The organism is Streptomyces sp., from assembly GCF_035563135.1.
Lineage (GTDB): Bacteria > Actinomycetota > Actinomycetes > Streptomycetales > Streptomycetaceae > Streptomyces.
Window position 1 is genome coordinate 16,087 of sequence record NZ_DATMVN010000649.1, and the last position, 18,495, is coordinate 34,581.

At 68.9% G+C, this 18,495-nt stretch carries 16 protein-coding genes and 2 tRNA genes; 14 read left to right on the top strand and 4 right to left on the bottom strand.

From position 1 onward, the window contains the following. Window position 1 precedes the first annotated feature (1 nt). Window positions 2–1,168, bottom strand: a complete 1,167-nt coding sequence (locus tag VN520_RS29015) for a cation:proton antiporter (RefSeq protein ID WP_325749922.1) — start codon at window positions 1,166–1,168, stop codon at window positions 2–4. Between the two features lie 148 nt (window positions 1,169–1,316). On the opposite strand from VN520_RS29015, the gene VN520_RS29020 reads away from it, so the two are divergent. After that, on the top strand, window positions 1,317–1,817 hold the full coding sequence (locus VN520_RS29020; protein ID WP_325749923.1) for an HD domain-containing protein: 501 nt from the start codon (window positions 1,317–1,319) through the stop codon (window positions 1,815–1,817). A 48-nt stretch (window positions 1,818–1,865) separates the two neighbouring features. Here the strand turns inward: VN520_RS29020 and VN520_RS29025 are convergent, their stop codons facing one another. After that, the gene (locus VN520_RS29025) at window positions 1,866–3,029 is read right to left on the bottom strand and encodes an acyltransferase family protein (protein WP_325749924.1); all 1,164 of its coding nucleotides are present in this window, start codon (window positions 3,027–3,029) and stop codon (window positions 1,866–1,868) included. Window positions 3,030–3,509: 480 nt separating this feature from the next. Here VN520_RS29025 and VN520_RS29030 point away from each other — a divergent pair, with 480 nt between their 5' ends. Next, a complete protein-coding gene (locus VN520_RS29030) occupies window positions 3,510–3,704 on the top strand; it encodes a hypothetical protein (protein ID WP_325749925.1) in 195 nt (64 codons plus the stop codon). Window positions 3,705–3,966: 262 nt separating this feature from the next. On the opposite strand, the gene VN520_RS29035 is transcribed toward VN520_RS29030, so the two are convergent. Then, window positions 3,967–4,040 (bottom strand) — tRNA-Gly (locus tag VN520_RS29035). A gap of 168 nt (window positions 4,041–4,208) precedes the next feature. Between VN520_RS29035 and VN520_RS29040 the strand changes: the two genes are divergently transcribed. The 5 genes from VN520_RS29040 to clpX all read left to right on the top strand — a co-directional run bounded on the left by VN520_RS29040 (window position 4,209) and on the right by clpX (window position 8,930). Then, window positions 4,209–4,285, top strand: a tRNA-Pro gene (locus VN520_RS29040). Between the two features lie 150 nt (window positions 4,286–4,435). Then, entirely contained in the window at window positions 4,436–5,833 is a 1,398-nt protein-coding gene (tig, locus tag VN520_RS29045; RefSeq protein ID WP_325749926.1) for a trigger factor, read from the top strand. 287 nt (window positions 5,834–6,120) lie between these two features. Then, window positions 6,121–6,726, top strand: coding sequence for an ATP-dependent Clp protease proteolytic subunit (locus tag VN520_RS29050; protein ID WP_198959691.1), 606 nt, complete (start codon window positions 6,121–6,123; stop codon window positions 6,724–6,726). Window positions 6,727–6,791: 65 nt separating this feature from the next. Further along, window positions 6,792–7,475: an ATP-dependent Clp protease proteolytic subunit gene (locus tag VN520_RS29055; RefSeq protein ID WP_031091966.1), complete on the top strand. Its 684-nt coding sequence runs from the start codon at window positions 6,792–6,794 to the stop codon at window positions 7,473–7,475. A 156-nt stretch (window positions 7,476–7,631) separates the two neighbouring features. Next, a complete protein-coding gene (gene clpX, locus VN520_RS29060) occupies window positions 7,632–8,930 on the top strand; it encodes an ATP-dependent Clp protease ATP-binding subunit ClpX (RefSeq protein WP_325749927.1) in 1,299 nt (432 codons plus the stop codon). Between the two features lie 72 nt (window positions 8,931–9,002). On the opposite strand, the gene VN520_RS29065 is transcribed toward clpX, so the two are convergent. Continuing rightward, window positions 9,003–10,019, bottom strand: a complete 1,017-nt coding sequence (locus VN520_RS29065; RefSeq protein ID WP_325749928.1) for a hypothetical protein — start codon at window positions 10,017–10,019, stop codon at window positions 9,003–9,005. Window positions 10,020–10,156: 137 nt separating this feature from the next. Between VN520_RS29065 and VN520_RS29070 the strand changes: the two genes are divergently transcribed. The 7 genes from VN520_RS29070 to mreD all read left to right on the top strand — a co-directional run bounded on the left by VN520_RS29070 (window position 10,157) and on the right by mreD (window position 18,438). Next, on the top strand, window positions 10,157–12,778 hold the full coding sequence (locus tag VN520_RS29070; protein WP_325749929.1) for a valine--tRNA ligase: 2,622 nt from the start codon (window positions 10,157–10,159) through the stop codon (window positions 12,776–12,778). A gap of 122 nt (window positions 12,779–12,900) precedes the next feature. Continuing rightward, the gene (gene folC, locus VN520_RS29075) at window positions 12,901–14,424 is read left to right on the top strand and encodes a bifunctional tetrahydrofolate synthase/dihydrofolate synthase (protein ID WP_325749930.1); all 1,524 of its coding nucleotides are present in this window, start codon (window positions 12,901–12,903) and stop codon (window positions 14,422–14,424) included. 3 nt (window positions 14,425–14,427) lie between these two features. Then, window positions 14,428–14,796: a DUF4233 domain-containing protein gene (locus VN520_RS29080; protein ID WP_325749931.1), complete on the top strand. Its 369-nt coding sequence runs from the start codon at window positions 14,428–14,430 to the stop codon at window positions 14,794–14,796. Window positions 14,797–14,881: 85 nt separating this feature from the next. After that, the gene (ndk, locus tag VN520_RS29085) at window positions 14,882–15,295 is read left to right on the top strand and encodes a nucleoside-diphosphate kinase (RefSeq protein ID WP_014156293.1); all 414 of its coding nucleotides are present in this window, start codon (window positions 14,882–14,884) and stop codon (window positions 15,293–15,295) included. A 293-nt stretch (window positions 15,296–15,588) separates the two neighbouring features. Beyond that, window positions 15,589–16,608 (top strand): rod shape-determining protein, encoded by a 1,020-nt coding sequence (locus VN520_RS29090; RefSeq protein WP_325749932.1) that lies wholly within the window; start codon window positions 15,589–15,591, stop codon window positions 16,606–16,608. A 97-nt stretch (window positions 16,609–16,705) separates the two neighbouring features. After that, on the top strand, window positions 16,706–17,764 hold the full coding sequence (gene mreC / locus VN520_RS29095; protein WP_325749933.1) for a rod shape-determining protein MreC: 1,059 nt from the start codon (window positions 16,706–16,708) through the stop codon (window positions 17,762–17,764). Between the two features lie 11 nt (window positions 17,765–17,775). Continuing rightward, on the top strand, window positions 17,776–18,438 hold the full coding sequence (gene mreD / locus VN520_RS29100; RefSeq protein WP_325749934.1) for a rod shape-determining protein MreD: 663 nt from the start codon (window positions 17,776–17,778) through the stop codon (window positions 18,436–18,438). Window positions 18,439–18,495: the final 57 nt, after the last annotated feature.

Below are 18,495 nucleotides of genomic sequence, written 5' to 3' on the forward strand. Positions count from 1 at the left end.
CTCAGACCGGTACGGCCTCCTGGTCCCGCGTGCGCCCTCCGGGCAGGATCCGGGCGAGCCAGTGGGAGCGGCCGGCCGCCAGGGGGGACAGGACCGCGAGCAGGAGCACATATCCGGCGATGAACGGGGGGAGCCGTTCGTCCAGGCCCGCACCCGCAGCCATCGTGGCGAGGATCAGCGCGAACTCACCGCGCGCCAGCAGGGTGGTGGAGATGTTCGCCGTGGCCTTCGGGCCGAAGGCGTAGATCCTGGCCGTGGCCATCCCGGCGAGGACGTTCATCGCCACGGTCACCGCGACGGCCGCCAGGACCGGCCACACCACGCCCGGCAGGTCACCGGGGTCGATGGACAGCCCGAAGGCGAAGAAGAAGATCGCGCCGAACGCGTCCCGCAGCGGATGCACCAGCTTCATGATGCGTGCGCCGGAAGCGGTGCTGCCCAGCATCAGGCCGACCATGAACGCGCCGATCGCGTCGGCGACCCCGAACCACTCGGATATCCCGGCCACGAAGACGGCGGCGCCGAGGAAGGAGATGACGAGTAGCTCGTCGTCCTTGGTGTCGAACAGCTTGCCGACGACCTTCGTGCCGAACCGGGCCACCACGGCGAGCAGCAGCAGGAAGCCGAAGGCCTTGCCGCCGTCGAGCACCGCCGCCCCGAGGTTGTCCGCACCGGACAGGATCGGCTGCAGAGCGGCCAGATAGAGGGCGAGGAAGACGTCCTCGACGACGATGATGCCGAGGATCGGCCGCGTCTCCGGATTGCCGATCCGGCCGAGGTCGACCAGGACCTTCGTGACGATCGCGGACGACGAGATGCCGAGCACACCCGCGAGCACCAGAGCTTCCGAGGTGCCCCAGCCCAGCGCGAAGCCGAAGCCGAGGCCCGCGCCGACGTTCAGGGCGAGATAGGTACCGCCGGCGAGCGCCATCCTGCGCCCGCCCGTCCGCAGGTCGTCGAGATGGAATTCGAGACCGAGGTAGAAGAGCAGCAGCACCAGACCGAGCGCGGAGAGCATCTCCAGGTCGTGCGGATCGTCGAGGAGGACGACTCCGGGGGTGTGCGGGCCGAGCAGGATCCCGGCGAGGATGAACAAGGGGATGGTCGGCAGTCCGATGCGGCCGCCGACCCGGGCGAGGACGGCGGCCGCGAGGAACGCGCCCCCCATGGCGATGAGCGTGTCTGCGTGTCCGATGAGCCTGTCTCCTTCAGTAGGTCAAGAGTGGGTCAAGGAATCGTCAGTAATTAGTTTACCGAACGATTCGGGACGGCCCCCGACCCGTCGGAGAACGCTGCGCCGGGCGTACAGTCGGCCCATGCCGAACCCGGATCTGACCCTGTCCCAGGTGGAGGCGATCGCCCGCCGGGCCCACTGCGGACAGACCGACAAGGCGGGGCGCCCGTACGCCGAGCACCTGGCCGCGGTTGCCGAGGGCGTACGGATCCGGGGCGGCAGCGAGGAGCAGGTGGCCGCCGCCTGGCTGCACGACGCGGTCGAGGACGGTGTCCTGTCCCGGCAGTGGCTGGACGAGGCGCCCCTGTCCCCCTGGGTGAAAGAAATGGTCCTCGCCGTCACCAAGCGGGACGGCGAGGACCTCTTCGGGTACACCGGGCGGATTCTCGCCACGCCCGGCGCGCTGCTGATCAAGGAGTCGGACCTGGCGCACAACGCGGACCCGGACCGGCTCGCGGTCCTGGAGCCGGCGGTCCGTACCCGGCTGACCGAGAAGTATGCGCAGGTACGCGCCCTGTTGGGGCTCGATGATGCTGTCGGGCCGCCCGAACGGCGGGATCAAGCCAACCCCGCCACAGGCTGACGCGCCGACAGGACCGGTCCCCGCCGGAGGGGGCCGATCCGGACAGGCTCAGCGCGTGACCGCGCTCCGGCGGAAGGCCCACTTCATGTCGGGCTCGGTCGCGAAACGCAGCACACGCCGGACCGGCGGGGTGCAGAGCAGGGTCACGGCGGCGGCAGCGACGAGGGAGACGGCAACGAGTCCCACGGGCCCCGTGAGCCACTCGTAACGGTCGAACAGGCCGTAGTAGCCGGCCCCCTTCACCAGGAAGCCGTGCAGCAGGTAGCCGCAGATCGTCCCGGCGCCCAGCACGGTGAACCACATGTGACGGCGCGGAACCCAGGCGAGGAACGCGACCGTGAGCAGCAGCGCGCAGCCGAACATCGCCAGGGTCATCACGGGCCCCGTCCACCACTGGAAGTCCATCTCCTGGGCGCTGTTGCTGCGGTAGAACCAGCCGAGCCGCATGCGCGGCGCGGCCCAGTAGGCGAACGCCAGGGCCCCGGCGAACACCGGAAGGGCCAGGAGCCGCACCTCGCGCCGCCGGACCAGCTGGAAGTGCTCCGGCTTCATCAGCAGGCCGAGCACGAAGAACGGCAGGAGCTGGCAGACGCGCTGCAGATCCAGGTCGTCACCGATGCCCGGGGTCACCGAGGCGAGCGCGGCGATGGCGAGGGCGACCGGCAGCGGGTGGCGCAGCGACTGCCACAGCGGTGTGGTGACCCGCCAGATGAACAGGGCGATCAGGAACCAGGTGAGGAACAGGGGGTCCAGCAGGGTGACGGAGGTGTCCTCCGCGCCGCCCGCGTACCGCTTGAAGAGCGAATACGCGGTCTCGAAGAGCACATAGGGCACCACGACCCCGGTGACGAGGCGCTTGACCTTGGCCGAGCTCATGTCGAACGAGCGCGAGAAGTAGCCGGAGACGAGGATGAACGCCGGCATGTGGAACGTGTACACGACCATGTACAGCGCTCGTGTCGTGCGGCTGCCGTCCATCACCGGCTCCCATGCGTGGGCCACGGCGACGAGCACGATCGCGAGGTACTTCACGTTGTCGAAGTACGCGTCACGGCGCTTGGCCGAGGAGGGCCCCGCAGCACGGGCCGGAGCCTCCTGGGGGGCGGGGGAGAGGGCTCCCCGGGCGGCCGGGGTCTGCTCACGTCTCGGCTCCGACTCCCGGCTCTCCGGGGTGATCGGGGCCCGCTGAATTTCGCTCGGAGCTGGGGACATCTGATGCACCTTAGACCCGCCCGTCGGCATGCGTAAAACTCTCAAGAGATATCGCGCGTTCCCTGTCATTCAAAAGTGAAACCACCGCCAACCGGGTGTTACGTGGTGATTCATCCCGTTTAAATGGGGCATATCGACGACCGGTTGAGAAAGGTGAATTTCATCGCACAGATCCCTGGCAAATCGCTGTGAATGAAGTGTGGGGATATGGAAAGGATCACATCGATCGATATTCGAGCTCCCTTGTGCACAGCGGGCGCACAGTTTTGCCGCCCGGCCGGTACCGCCCCCCGCCGGGCCCCGTGCGTACCGGATCGCACCCGGGTGCGAGCGGGCATGAGGATGGCGCGATCCGGCCATTTCTCTCCCTCACCCGGCAGCGACCACGGGGGAGTTGGTGGCACGATGGGCGCGACGGAGGCGTGCTGGGCCGCACGCCACCGGGCCGGCAAGGCGGACCGACCAAGGGTGTGATCAGTCGTGGCCATTTCACTGTCTGTGGTGCTTCTGCTGGGGATCGTCCTGGTGGTGTTCATCCGCGGCGGTTCCCTCAAGGGCGGACCGGCGGTCGTCGCCGTGCTCTTCGGCTTCTTCCTGGCATCGACGGGCATGGCGCCCTCGATCAACAGATTCATGAACTCGATAGCCGAGACGATCAACCAGATCAGCTTCTGAGGCGGCGCGACAGGTCCCGGCCCGGCGCACGTCCGCCGGCCGGGGCGCAGGCATGGGCCGGCCAGGGGGAGCGAGGCCGGCCGGAAGGGCGCCACGCCCGCCTGCGCCATGGCCCGCCCGTAAGAGGTTCCCCGCACCAGGGCATCGCCGAGGCGATGCGGGGCGCGCTGTCCTCCTGCCGGCGACGGGCGACGCGCCGGACGAGGCCCGCACGCACTCAGGGCCGGGCGGAGGAGAAATCCTCTGCCCGGCCCTGAGCCGTTGGAGCGGGCGACGGGAATCGAACCCGCGTAGCTAGTTTGGAAGACTAGGGCTCTACCATTGAGCTACGCCCGCAAGCACCGCACCGCAGGCCCGGTGGACCGCGGTACGGGAAGCATCGTAGCGGGTCGGGGAAGGTGCGCGCACACCCGCATCGGTGCGCCTTCGTGACGGCCCGGGTGGCGGCCCGCGCAAAGCGGCCGACTCGGCGCCCGTCTGCATGTACCCTACGTGTCGCACCGACGGGGTGTGGCGCAGCTTGGTAGCGCGTCCGCTTTGGGAGCGGAAGGTCGTCGGTTCGAATCCGGCCACCCCGACCACCAGCAAGATCGCATTGTGGGAGTCCTCCCCCTTGCCGTTACTATGCAAATTGCGTGCCCGTGTGTCTGATGTACCGGGCTCGATCCGCGAAGCCGCCTCTCGGCGGCCCAGCAGAACCCCAAGAAGTCAGCCACCAAGGAGACCGAACCGTGAAGAGCGCCGTGGAGACCCTGAACCCGACTCGGGTTCGGCTCAGCATCGAGGTGCCCTTCGAGGAGCTCAAGGACAGCCTCGACGCGGCGTACAAGAAGATCAACCAGCAGGTCACGGTGAAGGGCTTCCGTAAGGGCAAGATCCCCAACCGCGTCATCGACCAGCGGTTCGGCCGTGGTGCTGTGCTGGAGGAGGCCGTCAACGACGCCCTCCCGAAGTTCTACACCGAGGCTGTCAACGAGGGTGAGCTCAACGTTCTGGGCCAGCCCGAGGTTGACATCACCGAGCTCAAGGACGGCGAACTGCTGGCCTTCACCGCCGAGGTGGATGTCCGTCCCGAGATCGAGATCCCGGACTACTCCGGCATCGAGGTCACCGTGGACGCACTCGAAGTGACCGACGAAGAGGTCGAGAAGGCCGTGGAGCAGCTCCGCGAGCGCTTCGCCTCGACCAACCCGGTCGAGCGTGCCGCCGCCGAGGGCGACGTCGTGACGATCGACCTGGAGGCCAAGGTCGACGGAGAGGTCCTCGAGGACGGCGTGGCCGCGGGTGTCTCGTACACCATCGGTTCCGGTGAGCTCCTCGAAGGCATCGACGAGGCCGTGACCGGTCTGGAGGCCGGTGGCGAGGCCACCTTCACCTCCGAGCTGAAGGGTGGCTCCGCCGAGGGCAAGGAGGCGGAGGTCACCGTCAGGGTCACCGCCGTCGCCTCCCGCGAACTGCCCGAGCTGGACGACGACTTCGCGCAGATGGCGAGCGAGTTCGACACGCTCGCCGAGCTCCGCGAGGACAGCCGCAAGCGCCTGGAGAACACCAAGCAGTACGACCAGGCCACCCAGGCCCAGGAGCGCGTCCTGGAGGAGCTGCTGAAGCTGGCCGAGGTCCCGATCCCCGAGAAGCTCCTCGCGGACGAGGTCCAGACCCGCAAGCACAACCTGGAGCACCACCAGCTCGGCCAGATGGGTCTCGACCTGGAGAAGTACCTCGAGATCCAGGGCAAGACCCTGGAGGAGTTCGAGAACGAGACCTCCGAGCAGGCCGTCAAGGGCATCAAGACCCAGTTCATCCTTGACGAGCTCGTCAACAAGGAGAAGCTGAACGTCAACCAGGAGGAGCTCACCGAGCACCTCATGCGGCGCGCGGCTTCCTCCGGCATGAGCCCCGACCAGTTCGCCCAGGCCGTCGTCGAAGGCGGCCAGGTGCCGATGCTCGTCGGCGAGGTCGCCCGCGGCAAGGCGCTCGCCGTCGTCGTCGAGGCCGCCAAGGTCGTCGACACCAACGGTGAGGTCGTCGACCTCGAGGACGACGAGGAAGAGGTCACCGAGACGGCCGAGGCCGCCGAGGACACCACAGAGGCGGCCGACGAGAAGAAGGACGAGAAGAACGAGGCCTGAGCCTCGCTCCGACCGTTGAGCTGATCCGCACGGCGGGCCCCGGACGTACCGCGTCCGGGGCCCGCCGCCGTGTCGGCCCGCGCCCCGGTGGCGCACCCCGGGGACCCTTGTGCGGACTGCTCACCTTGCGCTCCCAGCGAACAGTTGGGGAAGCGGGATGGCGTTGTCCCACCTGCGCGTTAGGGTCCATGAAGAGGAAGGGTCGGGTAGTCCCGGCCTATCCGGTACGAAGACGCTGAGACGGCCGGAGCCGTCAGAGACGAGCAGGTGGATACGTGACGAATCTGATGCCCTACGCCGCCGGAGAGCCGTCCCTCGGTGGAGGCCTCGGTGACCAGGTCTACAGCCGACTGCTCGGCGAGCGCATCATCTTCCTCGGTCAGCAGGTCGACGATGACATCGCCAACAAGATCACCGCACAGCTCCTGCTCCTTGCCGCGGAACCCGACAAGGACATCTACCTCTACATCAACAGCCCCGGCGGTTCGGTGACGGCCGGCATGGCGGTCTACGACACCATGCAGTACATCCCGAACGACGTGGTCACCATCGGTATGGGCATGGCGGCCTCGATGGGCCAGTTCCTGCTCACCGGCGGCACGGCGGGCAAGCGCTTCGCGCTCCCGAACACCGACATCCTCATGCACCAGGGCTCGGCCGGCATCGGCGGTACCGCCTCGGACATCAAGATCCAGGCGCAGTACCTGCTCCGTACGAAGACGCGGATGGCCGAGATCACCGCCCACCACTCCGGCCAGACCGTGGAGACGATCATCCGCGACGGCGACCGCGACCGCTGGTACACCGCCGAGGAGGCCAAGGAGTACGGCCTCATCGACGAGATCATCTCGGTCGCGTCGGGCATCCCGGGCGGCGGCGGCACCGGCGCCTGATCCAGGCGTACCACCCCGCACCCTCTCGTACGCCGAGACCCCCAGCCCACAGATACGCCACCAGGATGGTGAACACCCACATGAACAACTTCTCCGGCGCCTCCGCGAGCGGCCTCTACACCGGCCCGCAGGTGGACAACCGCTACGTCGTCCCGCGCTTCGTGGAGCGCACCTCGCAGGGCGTGCGTGAGTACGACCCGTACGCGAAGCTCTTCGAGGAGCGCGTGATCTTCCTCGGCGTCCAGATCGACGACGCCTCGGCCAACGACGTCATGGCGCAGCTGCTGTGCCTGGAGTCGATGGACCCGGACCGTGACATCTCGATCTACATCAACAGCCCCGGCGGCTCGTTCACCGCACTCACCGCGATCTACGACACGATGCAGTTCGTGAAGCCGGACATCCAGACGGTCTGCATGGGCCAGGCGGCCTCCGCCGCCGCCGTCCTGCTGGCCGCGGGCACCCCGGGCAAGCGCATGGCGCTCCCGCACGCCCGCGTGCTGATCCACCAGCCGTCCTCGCAGACCGGCCGCGAGCAGCTCTCCGACCTGGAGATCGCGGCCAACGAGATCCTGCGGATGCGCACCCAGCTCGAGGAGATGCTGGCCAAGCACTCGACCACCCCGCTGGAGAAGATCAGCGAGGACATCGAGCGCGACAAGATCCTTACCGCTGACGACGCACTGGCGTACGGTCTGGTGGACCAGATCGTCTCCACCCGTAAGACAACCGCAGGCGCGTCCGTCTGACGTCGGTCTTTCCCCTTGGCACAGTCCGTCTCCACGGCCCCGGCCGTGTGAACCGTGCCAAGGGGGGCCCGAACGGGGGGCCAGGCAAGGTACCGTCGGATAGAGGCACCAGGAGCCGCTGAACCAGGCTGCTCCCAGGCGAAGGGGAAGCACCTCGTGGCACGCATCGGTGATGGCGGCGACCTGCTCAAGTGCTCGTTCTGCGGAAAGAGCCAGAAGCAGGTGAAGAAGCTCATCGCGGGACCCGGTGTGTACATCTGCGACGAGTGCATCGATCTCTGCAACGAGATCATCGAGGAGGAGCTCGCCGAGACCTCCGAGGTGCGGTGGGAGGAGCTCCCCAAGCCGCGCGAGATCTACGAGTTCCTCGAGGGGTACGTCGTCGGGCAGGAGCCCGCGAAGAAGGCCCTCTCGGTCGCTGTGTACAACCACTACAAGCGGGTCCAGGCCGGGGAGAACGGCGGCGGCGCGAATCGCGACGACGCGATCGAGCTCGCCAAGTCCAACATCCTGCTGCTGGGCCCCACGGGCTCCGGCAAGACACTCCTCGCGCAGACGCTGGCCCGCATGCTCAACGTCCCGTTCGCCATCGCGGACGCGACGGCGCTGACGGAGGCCGGCTACGTCGGTGAGGACGTCGAGAACATCCTGCTGAAGCTGATCCAGGCCGCGGACTACGACGTCAAGAAGGCCGAGACCGGGATCATCTACATCGACGAGATCGACAAGGTCGCCCGCAAGAGCGAGAACCCCTCGATCACGCGTGACGTGTCCGGCGAAGGCGTCCAGCAGGCCCTGCTGAAGATCCTGGAGGGCACCACCGCCTCCGTGCCGCCGCAGGGCGGACGCAAGCACCCGCACCAGGAGTTCATCCAGATCGACACGACGAACGTAGTGTTCATCGTGGGCGGTGCCTTCTCGGGCCTGGAGAAGATCATCGAGTCGCGGGCCGGAGCCAAGGGCATCGGCTTCGGCGCGACGATCCGCTCCAAGCTGGAGATCCAGGCGAGCGACCAGTTCCAGGAGGTCATGCCGGAGGACCTGGTGAAGTTCGGGATGATCCCCGAGTTCATCGGCCGTCTGCCCGTGCTGACCTCGGTCCACAACCTGGACCGCGAGGCGCTGCTCCAGATCCTGATCGAGCCGCGCAACGCGCTGGTGAAGCAGTACCAGCGCCTGTTCGAACTCGACGGTGTGGAGCTGGACTTCGAGCGCGAGGCGCTGGAAGCCATCGCCGACCAGGCCATCCTCCGCCAGACGGGCGCACGCGGTCTGCGCGCCATCATGGAAGAGGTCCTGCAGTCCGTGATGTACGAGGTGCCGTCCCGCAAGGACGTGGCCCGCGTCGTCATCACCCCGGACGTCGTCCGCAACAACGTCAACCCGACGCTGGTCCCGCGCGAGCCGCGCACGATCGGCACGAACGACGGCGGCCGCCACGAGAAGTCCGCGTAGCGGCAGCGACAGCGACCCGCAGGCGAAGGGGCGCCCGGCCACCGGCCGGGCGCCCCTTCGCGCGGTGCGGGGTCAGACCTTGGTGCGGGACGTCTTGTAGAGCTTGGCGGTGAGGGCCGCCACCTCGTCCTGCGACATGGACTTGTTGGTCATGGCGGCGCCGATGTCGACGCCGATGACCGCAGCGACGGTGCTGTAGTCGGCCCAGATGCAGACGGGCATGACCATTTCCTCGGGGCCACCCGCGACGGTGCCGTCGGCTTTGCTGTTGACCACCTTCATGTCCTGGCACTTCATGAGCGCGCCCTCGAAGCCTTCGGGCGTGACGCTCTTCGGGCTGCCGACCAGGGAGGTCTCGGCGTCCTCGTCGTCACTCTGGGCCAGCCCCGTCTTCGCCTGCGCGAACATGCCGTCGAGGGCCTTCGCCGGGTCGGCGATGTCGCCCCAGTTGCCGTGCAGGATGAGCATCTTGGCCGTGAGGGGGTTCTTCTCGAACTCGCCGCTCGCGTACTGGGCCTCGGCCTTGTGGGCGTCCTTGATGCCCAGGGCCTCGGCCTCTGCCTTCTCCTTGCTCGTCAGCGAGCCTGAGGGCGTCTTCTCGGAAGGGCTCTGCTTGTAATCGCCCACCGCTGCGGCAGGCGTGAGCTTGTACCCCTTGGTGGAGTCCGCCACGTCGCTGTTGCCGGAGCTGCCCGAGGTCAGGAAGTACACCCCGCCCGCCACGACCGCCAGCGCCACCACGGCCGCGCCGACGATCAGCCCGGTCTTCTTCTTCGGGGCACCCGGCTGCGGGGGCATGCCGGGGTAGGCCTGCTGGCCGCCGTACGGGGGAGCGGGCGGCTGCTGGCCGTACGGGCCCGGCTGCTGGCCCTGCGGGTAGCCGTAGCCCTGCGGAGGCTGCTGCGGCGGAACGCCCGGAGGGGCCTGCTGCGGGTAGCCGTAGCCGGGCTGCCCCTGCGGAGGGCTCTGCGGGGGCGGGCCGCCGTAGGGGCCCGGCTGCTGCCCGTACGGACCCGGCTGCTGGCCGTACGGTCCGGGCTGGCCCTGCGGCGGCTGCCCGCCGTACGGACCCGGCTGGTTGTAGCTCATGGCGCTGTCCCCTCCAGAATGCTTATGCGTTGCGAACATCCTGGCGGAAGCGGCGCCCACTCAGTGCATCCGGCCGTACACCGTTACCCGGCAAACCGGTTTCGGTGCACGACTGTGACGCCCCTAAACTGTGTGCCGTGACCGAGAACGCAGCGCAGCAGCCAGCCAGCACCCCCGAACTGCCGACCCAGTACGCGCCGGCCGAGGTAGAGGGGAAGCTGTACGAGCGCTGGGTGGAGCGCGGTTACTTCACGGCCGACCCGCAGAGCGAGAAGCCTCCGTACACGATCGTCATCCCGCCGCCCAACGTCACCGGTTCCCTGCACCTGGGCCACGCCTTCCAGCACACGCTCATGGACGCCCTCACCCGCCGCAAGCGGATGCAGGGCTACGAGGCGCTGTGGCTGCCCGGCATGGACCACGCCGGCATCGCCACCCAGAACAAGGTCGAGCAGCAGCTCGGCGAGGAGGGCAAGTCCCGCCACGACCTGGGGCGCGAGGAGTTCGTCGAGCGCGTCTGGCAGTGGAAGGAGGAGTACGGCGGCAAGATCCTCGGCCAGATGCGCCGCCTCGGTGACGGCGTCGACTGGTCCCGTGAGCGCTTCACCATGGACGAGGGCCTCTCCGCCGCCGTCCAGACCGTCTTCAAGAAGATGTACGACGACGGGCTGATCTACCGCGCCGAGCGCATCATCAACTGGTGCCCGCGCTGCCTGACGGCCATCTCCGACATCGAGGTCGACTACCAGGACGACGACGGCGAACTCGTCTCCATCACGTACGGCGAGGGCGAGGAGACGCTGGTCGTCGCCACCACCCGCGCCGAGACGATGCTCGGTGACACCGCGGTCGCCGTCCATCCGGACGACGCGCGGTACACGCACCTCATCGGCAAGCGGATCAAGCTGCCGCTCACCGACCGGACGATCCCGGTCGTCGCCGACCACCACGTCGACCCGGAGTTCGGCACCGGCGCCGTCAAGGTGACCCCCGCGCACGACCCGAACGACTTCGCGATCGGCCAGCGCCACGGCCTGGAGTCGATGACGGTCATGGACGAGCGCGGTGTCATCACCGTGGCCGGCCCGTTCGAGGGGCTCGACCGCTTCGAGGCCCGTGCGACCATCGTCGGCGCGCTGCGCGAGCAGGGCCGGATCGTCGCCGAGAAGCGCCCGTACGTCCACTCGGTCGGCCACTGCTCCCGCTGCCGTACGACGGTCGAGCCGCGGCTCTCCCTCCAGTGGTGGGTCAAGGTCGAGACGCTCGCCAAGGCCGCCGGTGACGCGGTCCGCGACGGCCGGGTCGCGATCCACCCCAAGGAGATGGAGCAGCGGTACTTCGACTGGGTCGACAACCTCCGTGACTGGTGCATCTCGCGCCAGCTCTGGTGGGGCCACCGCATCCCCGTCTGGTACGGCCCCGAGGGCCAGGTCGTCTGCGTCGGCCCCGACGAGCAGCCGCCGGCCGGTGAGGGCTGGACCCAGGACACCGATGTCCTGGACACCTGGTTCTCCTCCGGCCTGTGGCCGTTCTCCACGCTCGGCTGGCCCGAGGAGACCCCGGACCTCAAGAAGTTCTATCCGACCGACGTCCTCGTCACCGGCCACGACATCATCTTCTTCTGGGTCGCCCGGATGATGATGTTCGGGCTGTACGTCATGGACGGCGAGGTCCCGTTCAGGACGATCGCGCTCACCGGCCTGGTCCGGGACGAGCGCGGCAAGAAGATGTCGAAGTCCTTCGGCAACGTCGTCGACCCGCTGGACTGGATGGACACCTACGGCTCCGACGCCGTCCGCTTCACCCTCGCCAGGGGCGCCAACCCCGGTACCGACGTCCCGATCGGCGAGGACTGGGTCCAGGCCTCCCGCAACTTCGCCAACAAGATCTGGAACGCCACCCGCTTCGCGATGATGAACGGCGCGACGGTGGAGGGTGACCTCCCGCCCGTCGAGCAGCTCTCGGCCACCGACCGCTGGATCCTGTCCCGGCTGAACAAGACCGTCGCCGACGCCGACGCGTTCTACGAGGACTTCCAGTTCGCCAAGCTCAGCGACGCGCTCTACCACTTCGCGTGGGACGAGGTCTTCGACTGGTACGTCGAACTGTCGAAGACCACGTTCTTCGCGGGCGGCGAGCAGGCGAAGGTCTCGGCCCGGGTCCTCGGCGAGGTCCTGGACGTCACGCTCCGCCTGCTGCACCCGATCGTCCCGTTCGTCACCGAGGCGCTCTGGACCACGCTCACCGGGCAGGAGTCGGTCGTCGTCGCCGACTGGCCGAAGGACAGCGGCTTCCGCGACGAGGCGGCCGAGAAGGAGATCGAGCTCGTCCAGCAGGTCGTCACGGAGGTCCGCCGCTTCCGCTCCGACCAGGGCCTGCAGCCCGGCCAGAAGGTCCCGGCCGAACTGACGGTCACCGGCACGGTGCTCGCCCCGCACGAGGCGGCGATCCGCCAGCTCCTGCGCCTCCAGCCCGCCGGCGACGGCTTCCACGCCACGGCCACGCTGCCGGTCGCCGGAGCCACGGTGGCCCTCGACCTGTCCGGCACGATCGATGTCGAGGCCGAGCGCAAGCGCCTCACGAAGGATCTGGGCGCCGCCGAGAAGGAGAAGGCCCAGGCCACCGGCAAGCTCGGCAACGAGGCGTTCCTGGCCAAGGCCCCGGACGACGTGGTCGACAAGATCCGCGGCCGGCTCTCCAAGGCCGAGGCCGACATCGAGCGGATCACCGCCCAGCTGGCGAGCCTCCCGCAGGGCTGATGAGCTGAACACGGAGCCCCCGCACCCCCGGCCGGCCGGGAGCGCGGGGGCTCCGCCGCACCCGGGGGAGCGCGGCCCCGGGCGCTGCGCGCGATGTCCGTGGCCATCCGTAGACTGGCCCTGTGAGTGAGCCCCGCCCTTCAGACCGGCACGACGCGTCAGATCCCGACGGCACCTTCGCGGAGATCGTCGACGAAGAGACCCAGCGCGACCCCGACCTGGCGGTGATCGAGGCCGGGAGCCGGACGCTGCGCGCCCAGTCGGGTCCGCCCCAGGGCGAGGCCGTCCCCGACCGCCCCGCCGACCCCGAGACCGACCGGGCGCTGCGCGAGGTGGAGCAGGAGCTCGCCGGACGCTGGGGGGAGACCAAGCTCGAGCCCTCGGTGACCCGCATCGCGGCCCTGATGGACGTGCTGGGCGAGCCCCAGCGCGCCTACCCCTCGATCCACATCACGGGGACGAACGGCAAGACCAGCACGGCCCGCATGATCGAGGCCCTGCTGAACGCCTTCGAGCTCCGCACCGGCCGCTACACCTCCCCGCACGTCCAGTCGATCACCGAGCGGATCAGTCTGGACGGCGCCCCGATCGACGCCGAGCGCTTCGTCGAGACGTACGGCGACATCAAGCCGTACGTCGAGATGGTCGACGCCCAGCAGCCCTACCGCCTCTCGTTCTTCGAGGTGCTGACGGGCATGGCGTACGCGGCCTTCGCCGACGCGCCGGTCGACGTCGCGGTCGTCGAGGTCGGCATGGGCGGCACCTGGGACGCGACGAACGTCATCGACGCCTCGGTCGCCGTCGTCACCCCCATCTCGCTCGACCACACCGACCGCCTCGGTTCCACCGCCGCCGAGATCGCCGGCGAGAAGTCCGGCATCGTCAAGCAGGGCGCGACGGTGATCCTGGCCCAGCAGCCGGTCGACGCCGCGCAGGTCATGCTGAAGAAGGCGGTCGAGGTCGACGCCACGGTCGCCCGTGAGGGCATGGAGTTCGGTGTCATCTCCCGGGAGATCGCGGTCGGCGGCCAGCTGCTGACCCTGCGGGGCCTGGGCGGCGAGTACGACAACATCTTCCTGCCGCTCTACGGGGCGCACCAGGCGCACAACGCGGCGGTGGCGCTGGCCGCCGTCGAGGCGTTCTTCGGCATCGGCGCGGAGCAGGCCCGCAGCCTCGACGCCGAAGTGGTCCGCAAGGCATTCCTCACGGTGCTCTCGCCGGGCCGCCTGGAGGTCGTGCGGTCCAGCCCGACCGTCGTCCTGGACGCGGCGCACAACCCGGCCGGCGGTCTCGCCGCCGCCGAGGGGATCTCCGAGGCGTTCAGTTTCTCCCGGCTGATCGGGGTCGTCGGCGCCAGCGACGGCAAGGACGTCCGGGGGCTCCTGGAGGCCTTCGAGCCGATCTTCGCCGAAGTCGTCGTCACCCAGAACTCCAGCCCGCGCGCCATGGACGCGGACGCTCTGGCCGCGGTCGCCGTGGAGGTCTTCGGCCACGACCGCGTCCAGGTCGAGCCACGCCTGGACGACGCGCTGGAGGCGGCGATCACCCTCGCCGAGGAAGAGGCCGAATACGCGGGCGCCGGAGTCCTGGTGACCGGATCCGTGATCACGGTCGGCGAGGCCCGGCTGCTCCTGGGAAGGCGCTGACCTGTGCGTACGCTCTGCGCATCGACGCTGATCGGTGAATTCTTCGTCATCGGCTTCGCCGGACTCGTGGCGATGAAGTCCGACAGCCTGTCCATGGCCGTGGTCTGGACGGTCTGCGGCATCGGCATGCTGCTGTCCGTCCTGCTCTGCGGTGTGATCACCCGGCCGGGTGGCATACAGCTCGGCTGGGCGCTCCAGGTCCTGCTGGTGCTGAGCGGCTTCTTCGTCCCGATGATGTTCGTCCTCGGCCTGATCTTCGGTGCGCTGTGGTGGGCCTCGGTGCACTACGGCCGCAGGATCGACGAGGCCAAGGCGAGGTGGGCGGCCCAGGCCGAGGCGCAGGAGGGCACGCAGGCTCCGGCCCAAGGATGACGCAGTGTAAACCCGGCCGTAGGGCCGCTCACGTACACCTGTAATCTCGCCCTCACCCGCACCGAAAGCCCGCAAGGAGCCGCACATGACTCAGCGCACCCTCGTCCTTCTCAAGCCCGATGCCGTACGGCGTGGGCTGATCGGCGAGATCGTCGGCCGCATCGAACGCAAGGCCGGCTGGACGATCACCGCGCTGGAGCTGCGCACGCTCGACCAGGAGACCCTGGAGCAGCACTACGGCGAGCACAAGGGCCGCCCGTTCTACGAGCCGCTCGTCGAGTTCATGGCCTCCGGCCCCGTCGTCGCCCTGGTGGCCGAAGGCGAGCGGGTCATCGAGGGCGTCCGCGCCCTGGCCGGCCCCACCGACCCGATCGCCGCCGCGCCCGGCTCGATCCGCGGTGACTTCGGCACGATCACCCGGGAGAACCTCATCCACGCCTCGGACTCGGAGGAGTCCGCGGAGCGGGAACTCAAGCTCTTCTTCCCCGGCCTCTCCTGACTTCGGCTCCGCCAATCAGCGCTCATGACCTGGGGCGACCGAAGTAATTCGGCCGCCCTTCGGCATATGGACACGTATCGCGGGAACGCATCCCCCCGACGTAACGTCACCATGGGTGGGACGGGCAGCCGTTCCACCCGCCACGGCGAAGGACCCTCGCGCTGTGTCCGTGCATACGGCACTACGATGGAAGCTTCCACGCCCGCAGCGCCCACCCTCGCCTACCTGGAACAAGCCATTCTTCGCTTCTTGGGAAGGCCCGACGCATCCTCATGGGGAACAAGGGGAACTCAATGTCGTTCATCGGCCGTGACATGGCTATCGACCTCGGGACTGCCAACACGCTGGTGTACGTCAGGGGGCGCGGCATCGTCCTGAACGAGCCGTCCGTCGTGGCCATCAACACCAACACCGGCGGAATCCTGGCGGTCGGCGCCGAGGCAAAGAAGATGATCGGCCGCACACCGGGCAACATCGTTGCCGTGCGGCCCCTGAAGGACGGCGTCATCGCCGACTTCGAGATCACGGAGCGCATGCTCCGTTACTTCATCCTCAAGATCCACAAGCGCCGCTACCTGGCCCGCCCGCGGGTCGTCGTCTGCGTGCCCTCCGGCATCACAGGGGTCGAGCGACGCGCCGTCATCGAGGCGTCGACGCAGGCGGGCGCGCGCCAGGTGCACATCATCGAGGAGCCCATGGCCGCGGCCATCGGCTCCGGCCTGCCGGTCCACGAGGCCACGGGCAACATGGTCGTCGACATCGGTGGCGGCACCACCGAGGTCGCCGTGATCTCGCTCGGCGGAATCGTCACCGCCCAGTCGATCCGGGTCGCCGGTGACGAGCTGGACAACGCGATCATCCAGCACGTCAAGAAGGAGTACTCCCTCCTCCTCGGTGAGCGCACCGCCGAACAGATCAAGATCACGATCGGCTCGGCCTACGAGATGGAGAAGGACGAGCACACCGAGATCCGCGGACGCGACCTGGTCTCGGGCCTGCCCAAGACCGTGGTCATCTCCGCGACCGAGGTCCGCAAGGCCATCGAGGAGCCGGTCAACGCGATCGTCGACGCCGTGAAGACGACGCTCGACAAGTGCCCGCCGGAGCTCTCGGGCGACGTCATGGACCGCGGCATCGTCCTCACGGGCGGCGGCGCGCTCCTGCGCGGGCTCGACGAACGGCTCCGCCACGAGACGGGCATGCCGATCCACATCGCCGAGGACCCGCTGGACTCGGTGGCGCTCGGCTCCGGTAAGTGCGTCGAGGAGTTCGAGGCACTCCAGCAGGTGCTGGACGCCCAGCCCCGACGGTAGAACACGGCGTTCCGCCGTACGGGCACTGCCGTCCCGTACGGCGGAACGCCGGTATACAGGCACGAACATTCCGACGAGGAAGGCACGGCCGCCGCACGTGAGGGACACACGAGAGAGCCGGCTGCTCCTGGTGCTGCTGATCGCCATCGCATTCGCCCTGATCACGGTGGATATCCGCGGTGGCGAGGAGTCACCGGTGGACGGAGCCCGGCAGGCCGCAGCCACGGTCTTCGGACCGGTCGAGAACGGCGTCGCGGCGGCGGTGGACCCGGTGGGCAACGCCATCGGCGCCGTACGGGACTCCGGTGAACGGCACGACCGGATCGCGGCACTGGAGCACGAGAACACCGCGCTGAAGACCAAGCTGGGCAGCGACGACCGCAACACCAGCAAGGTCCGCCAGCTCGACGCGATGCTGAAGAGCGCGGGAGCCGGCCAGTACGGCATCAAGGCCGCCGAAGTCATCGCCATAGGAGCGGCCCAGGGCTTCTCCTGGACCATCACCATCGACGCGGGGGCCAAGGACGGCCTCCAGCGCGACATGACCGTACTGAACGGCGAGGGGCTGGTCGGCCGGGTCACCACCGTCGGCCCGGACACAGCGACCGTGCTGCTGGCCAACGACCCCGACTTCACCGTCGGCACCAGGCTGGAGAAGACCGACGAGCTCGGCTTCGCCACCGGGCAGGGGTCCCGGCCGCTGTCGGTCCAGTTCCTCAACGGCAAGGCCGACGTGAAGAAGGGCGACCGGCTGGTCACCTTCGGGTCCAGCAAGGACAAGCCCTTCGTCCCCGGTGTGCCGGTCGGTGAGGTCGTCCGCGTCGACCCGTCCGGCGGCGACCTGACCCGGACCGTCTACGTCCGCCCGTTCGTCGGCTTCACCAAGCTCGACATCGTGGGCATCGTCGTACAGGCGCCCCGCGAGGACCCCCGGGACATGGTCCTTCCGGCGCAGCCCAAGAAGCCGCAGAAGCCCAAGCCCACCCCGACCGTCACCGTCACCGTCCAGCCGAACGGCGACCTCGTCGACGGCAGCGGGAAGGTCGTCGGGAACATCAACGAGAAGCCCGGCGCGTCCGCCTCCCCGGGTGCCTCCCCCGACGCCACCGGCGACGCCGACCCGGCCGCCGGTGACGCGGCGAACGAGCAGGAATAGAGCTGACCGCCATGCGCTTCAACAGGATCCTGCTCTCCGTCACCCTGGTCGTGGTCGCCCTCGTCATCCAGGTCTCCGTACTCGCCCGCCTCCAGCTGCCCGGCGCCACGCCCGACCTGCTGCTCCTCGTCGTCCTCGGACTCGCCTTCGTGTACGGGCCCGTCAGCGGTTGCCTCATCGGTTTCGGCGCGGGCCTCCTCGCCGACCTGGCGCCGCCCGCCGACCACGCGGCCGGGCGCTACGCCCTGGTCCTGTGCGTGATCGGCTACCTCGCCGGTATGGCCCGCCCGGAGAAGGGCCAGCTCAAGTCGGCGTTCACCCCGATGGCCTTCGTCGTCGCCGCGGCGCTCGGATCGACCCTGCTGTACGCAGGCGTCGGCGCCCTCGTCGGCGACACGGCGGCCCGTCATGTGGGCCTGGGCAGCCTGCTGTTCACCGCGGTGGTGTACGACCTGCTCCTCGCGCCGTTCACCGTTCCGCTGATCATGGCGCTCGCCAGACGCACCGAGAACGACCCGGTCGCCGACAACTCCGGCAGCGCCGACGTGGCCGCGGGCTGGCTGGCCTCGGGCACCGGGCTGCGGATCGGCGGCCAGCGCAGCGGGATGCGCCTGAGGGCGGCCCGCAGCCGTGCCGCACGCGCAGGAAGGATCAAGGGGGTCAAACGACTGTGAGGCCGTACCGGCACCGGACGAGCAGCGGGGGCGGCCGCCCCCGTGGTCTCCGCCGAC

Excerpts from the sequence above, each read along its gene's own strand:
- VN520_RS29025 (WP_325749924.1), bottom strand. The coding sequence starts at position 3,029 with ATGTCCCCAGCTCCGAGCGAAATTCAGCGGGCCCCGATCACCCCGGAG.
- VN520_RS29055 (WP_031091966.1), top strand. The coding sequence starts at position 6,792 with ATGGTGAACACCCACATGAACAACTTCTCCGGCGCCTCCGCGAGCGGC.
- mreD (WP_325749934.1), top strand. The coding sequence starts at position 17,776 with ATGCGCTTCAACAGGATCCTGCTCTCCGTCACCCTGGTCGTGGTCGCC.
- ndk (WP_014156293.1), top strand. The coding sequence starts at position 14,882 with ATGACTCAGCGCACCCTCGTCCTTCTCAAGCCCGATGCCGTACGGCGT.
- VN520_RS29020 (WP_325749923.1), top strand. The coding sequence starts at position 1,317 with ATGCCGAACCCGGATCTGACCCTGTCCCAGGTGGAGGCGATCGCCCGC.
- VN520_RS29065 (WP_325749928.1), bottom strand. The coding sequence starts at position 10,019 with ATGAGCTACAACCAGCCGGGTCCGTACGGCGGGCAGCCGCCGCAGGGC.
- VN520_RS29015 (WP_325749922.1), bottom strand. The coding sequence starts at position 1,168 with ATGGGGGGCGCGTTCCTCGCGGCCGCCGTCCTCGCCCGGGTCGGCGGC.
- VN520_RS29090 (WP_325749932.1), top strand. The coding sequence starts at position 15,589 with ATGTCGTTCATCGGCCGTGACATGGCTATCGACCTCGGGACTGCCAAC.
- VN520_RS29050 (WP_198959691.1), top strand. The coding sequence starts at position 6,121 with ATGCCCTACGCCGCCGGAGAGCCGTCCCTCGGTGGAGGCCTCGGTGAC.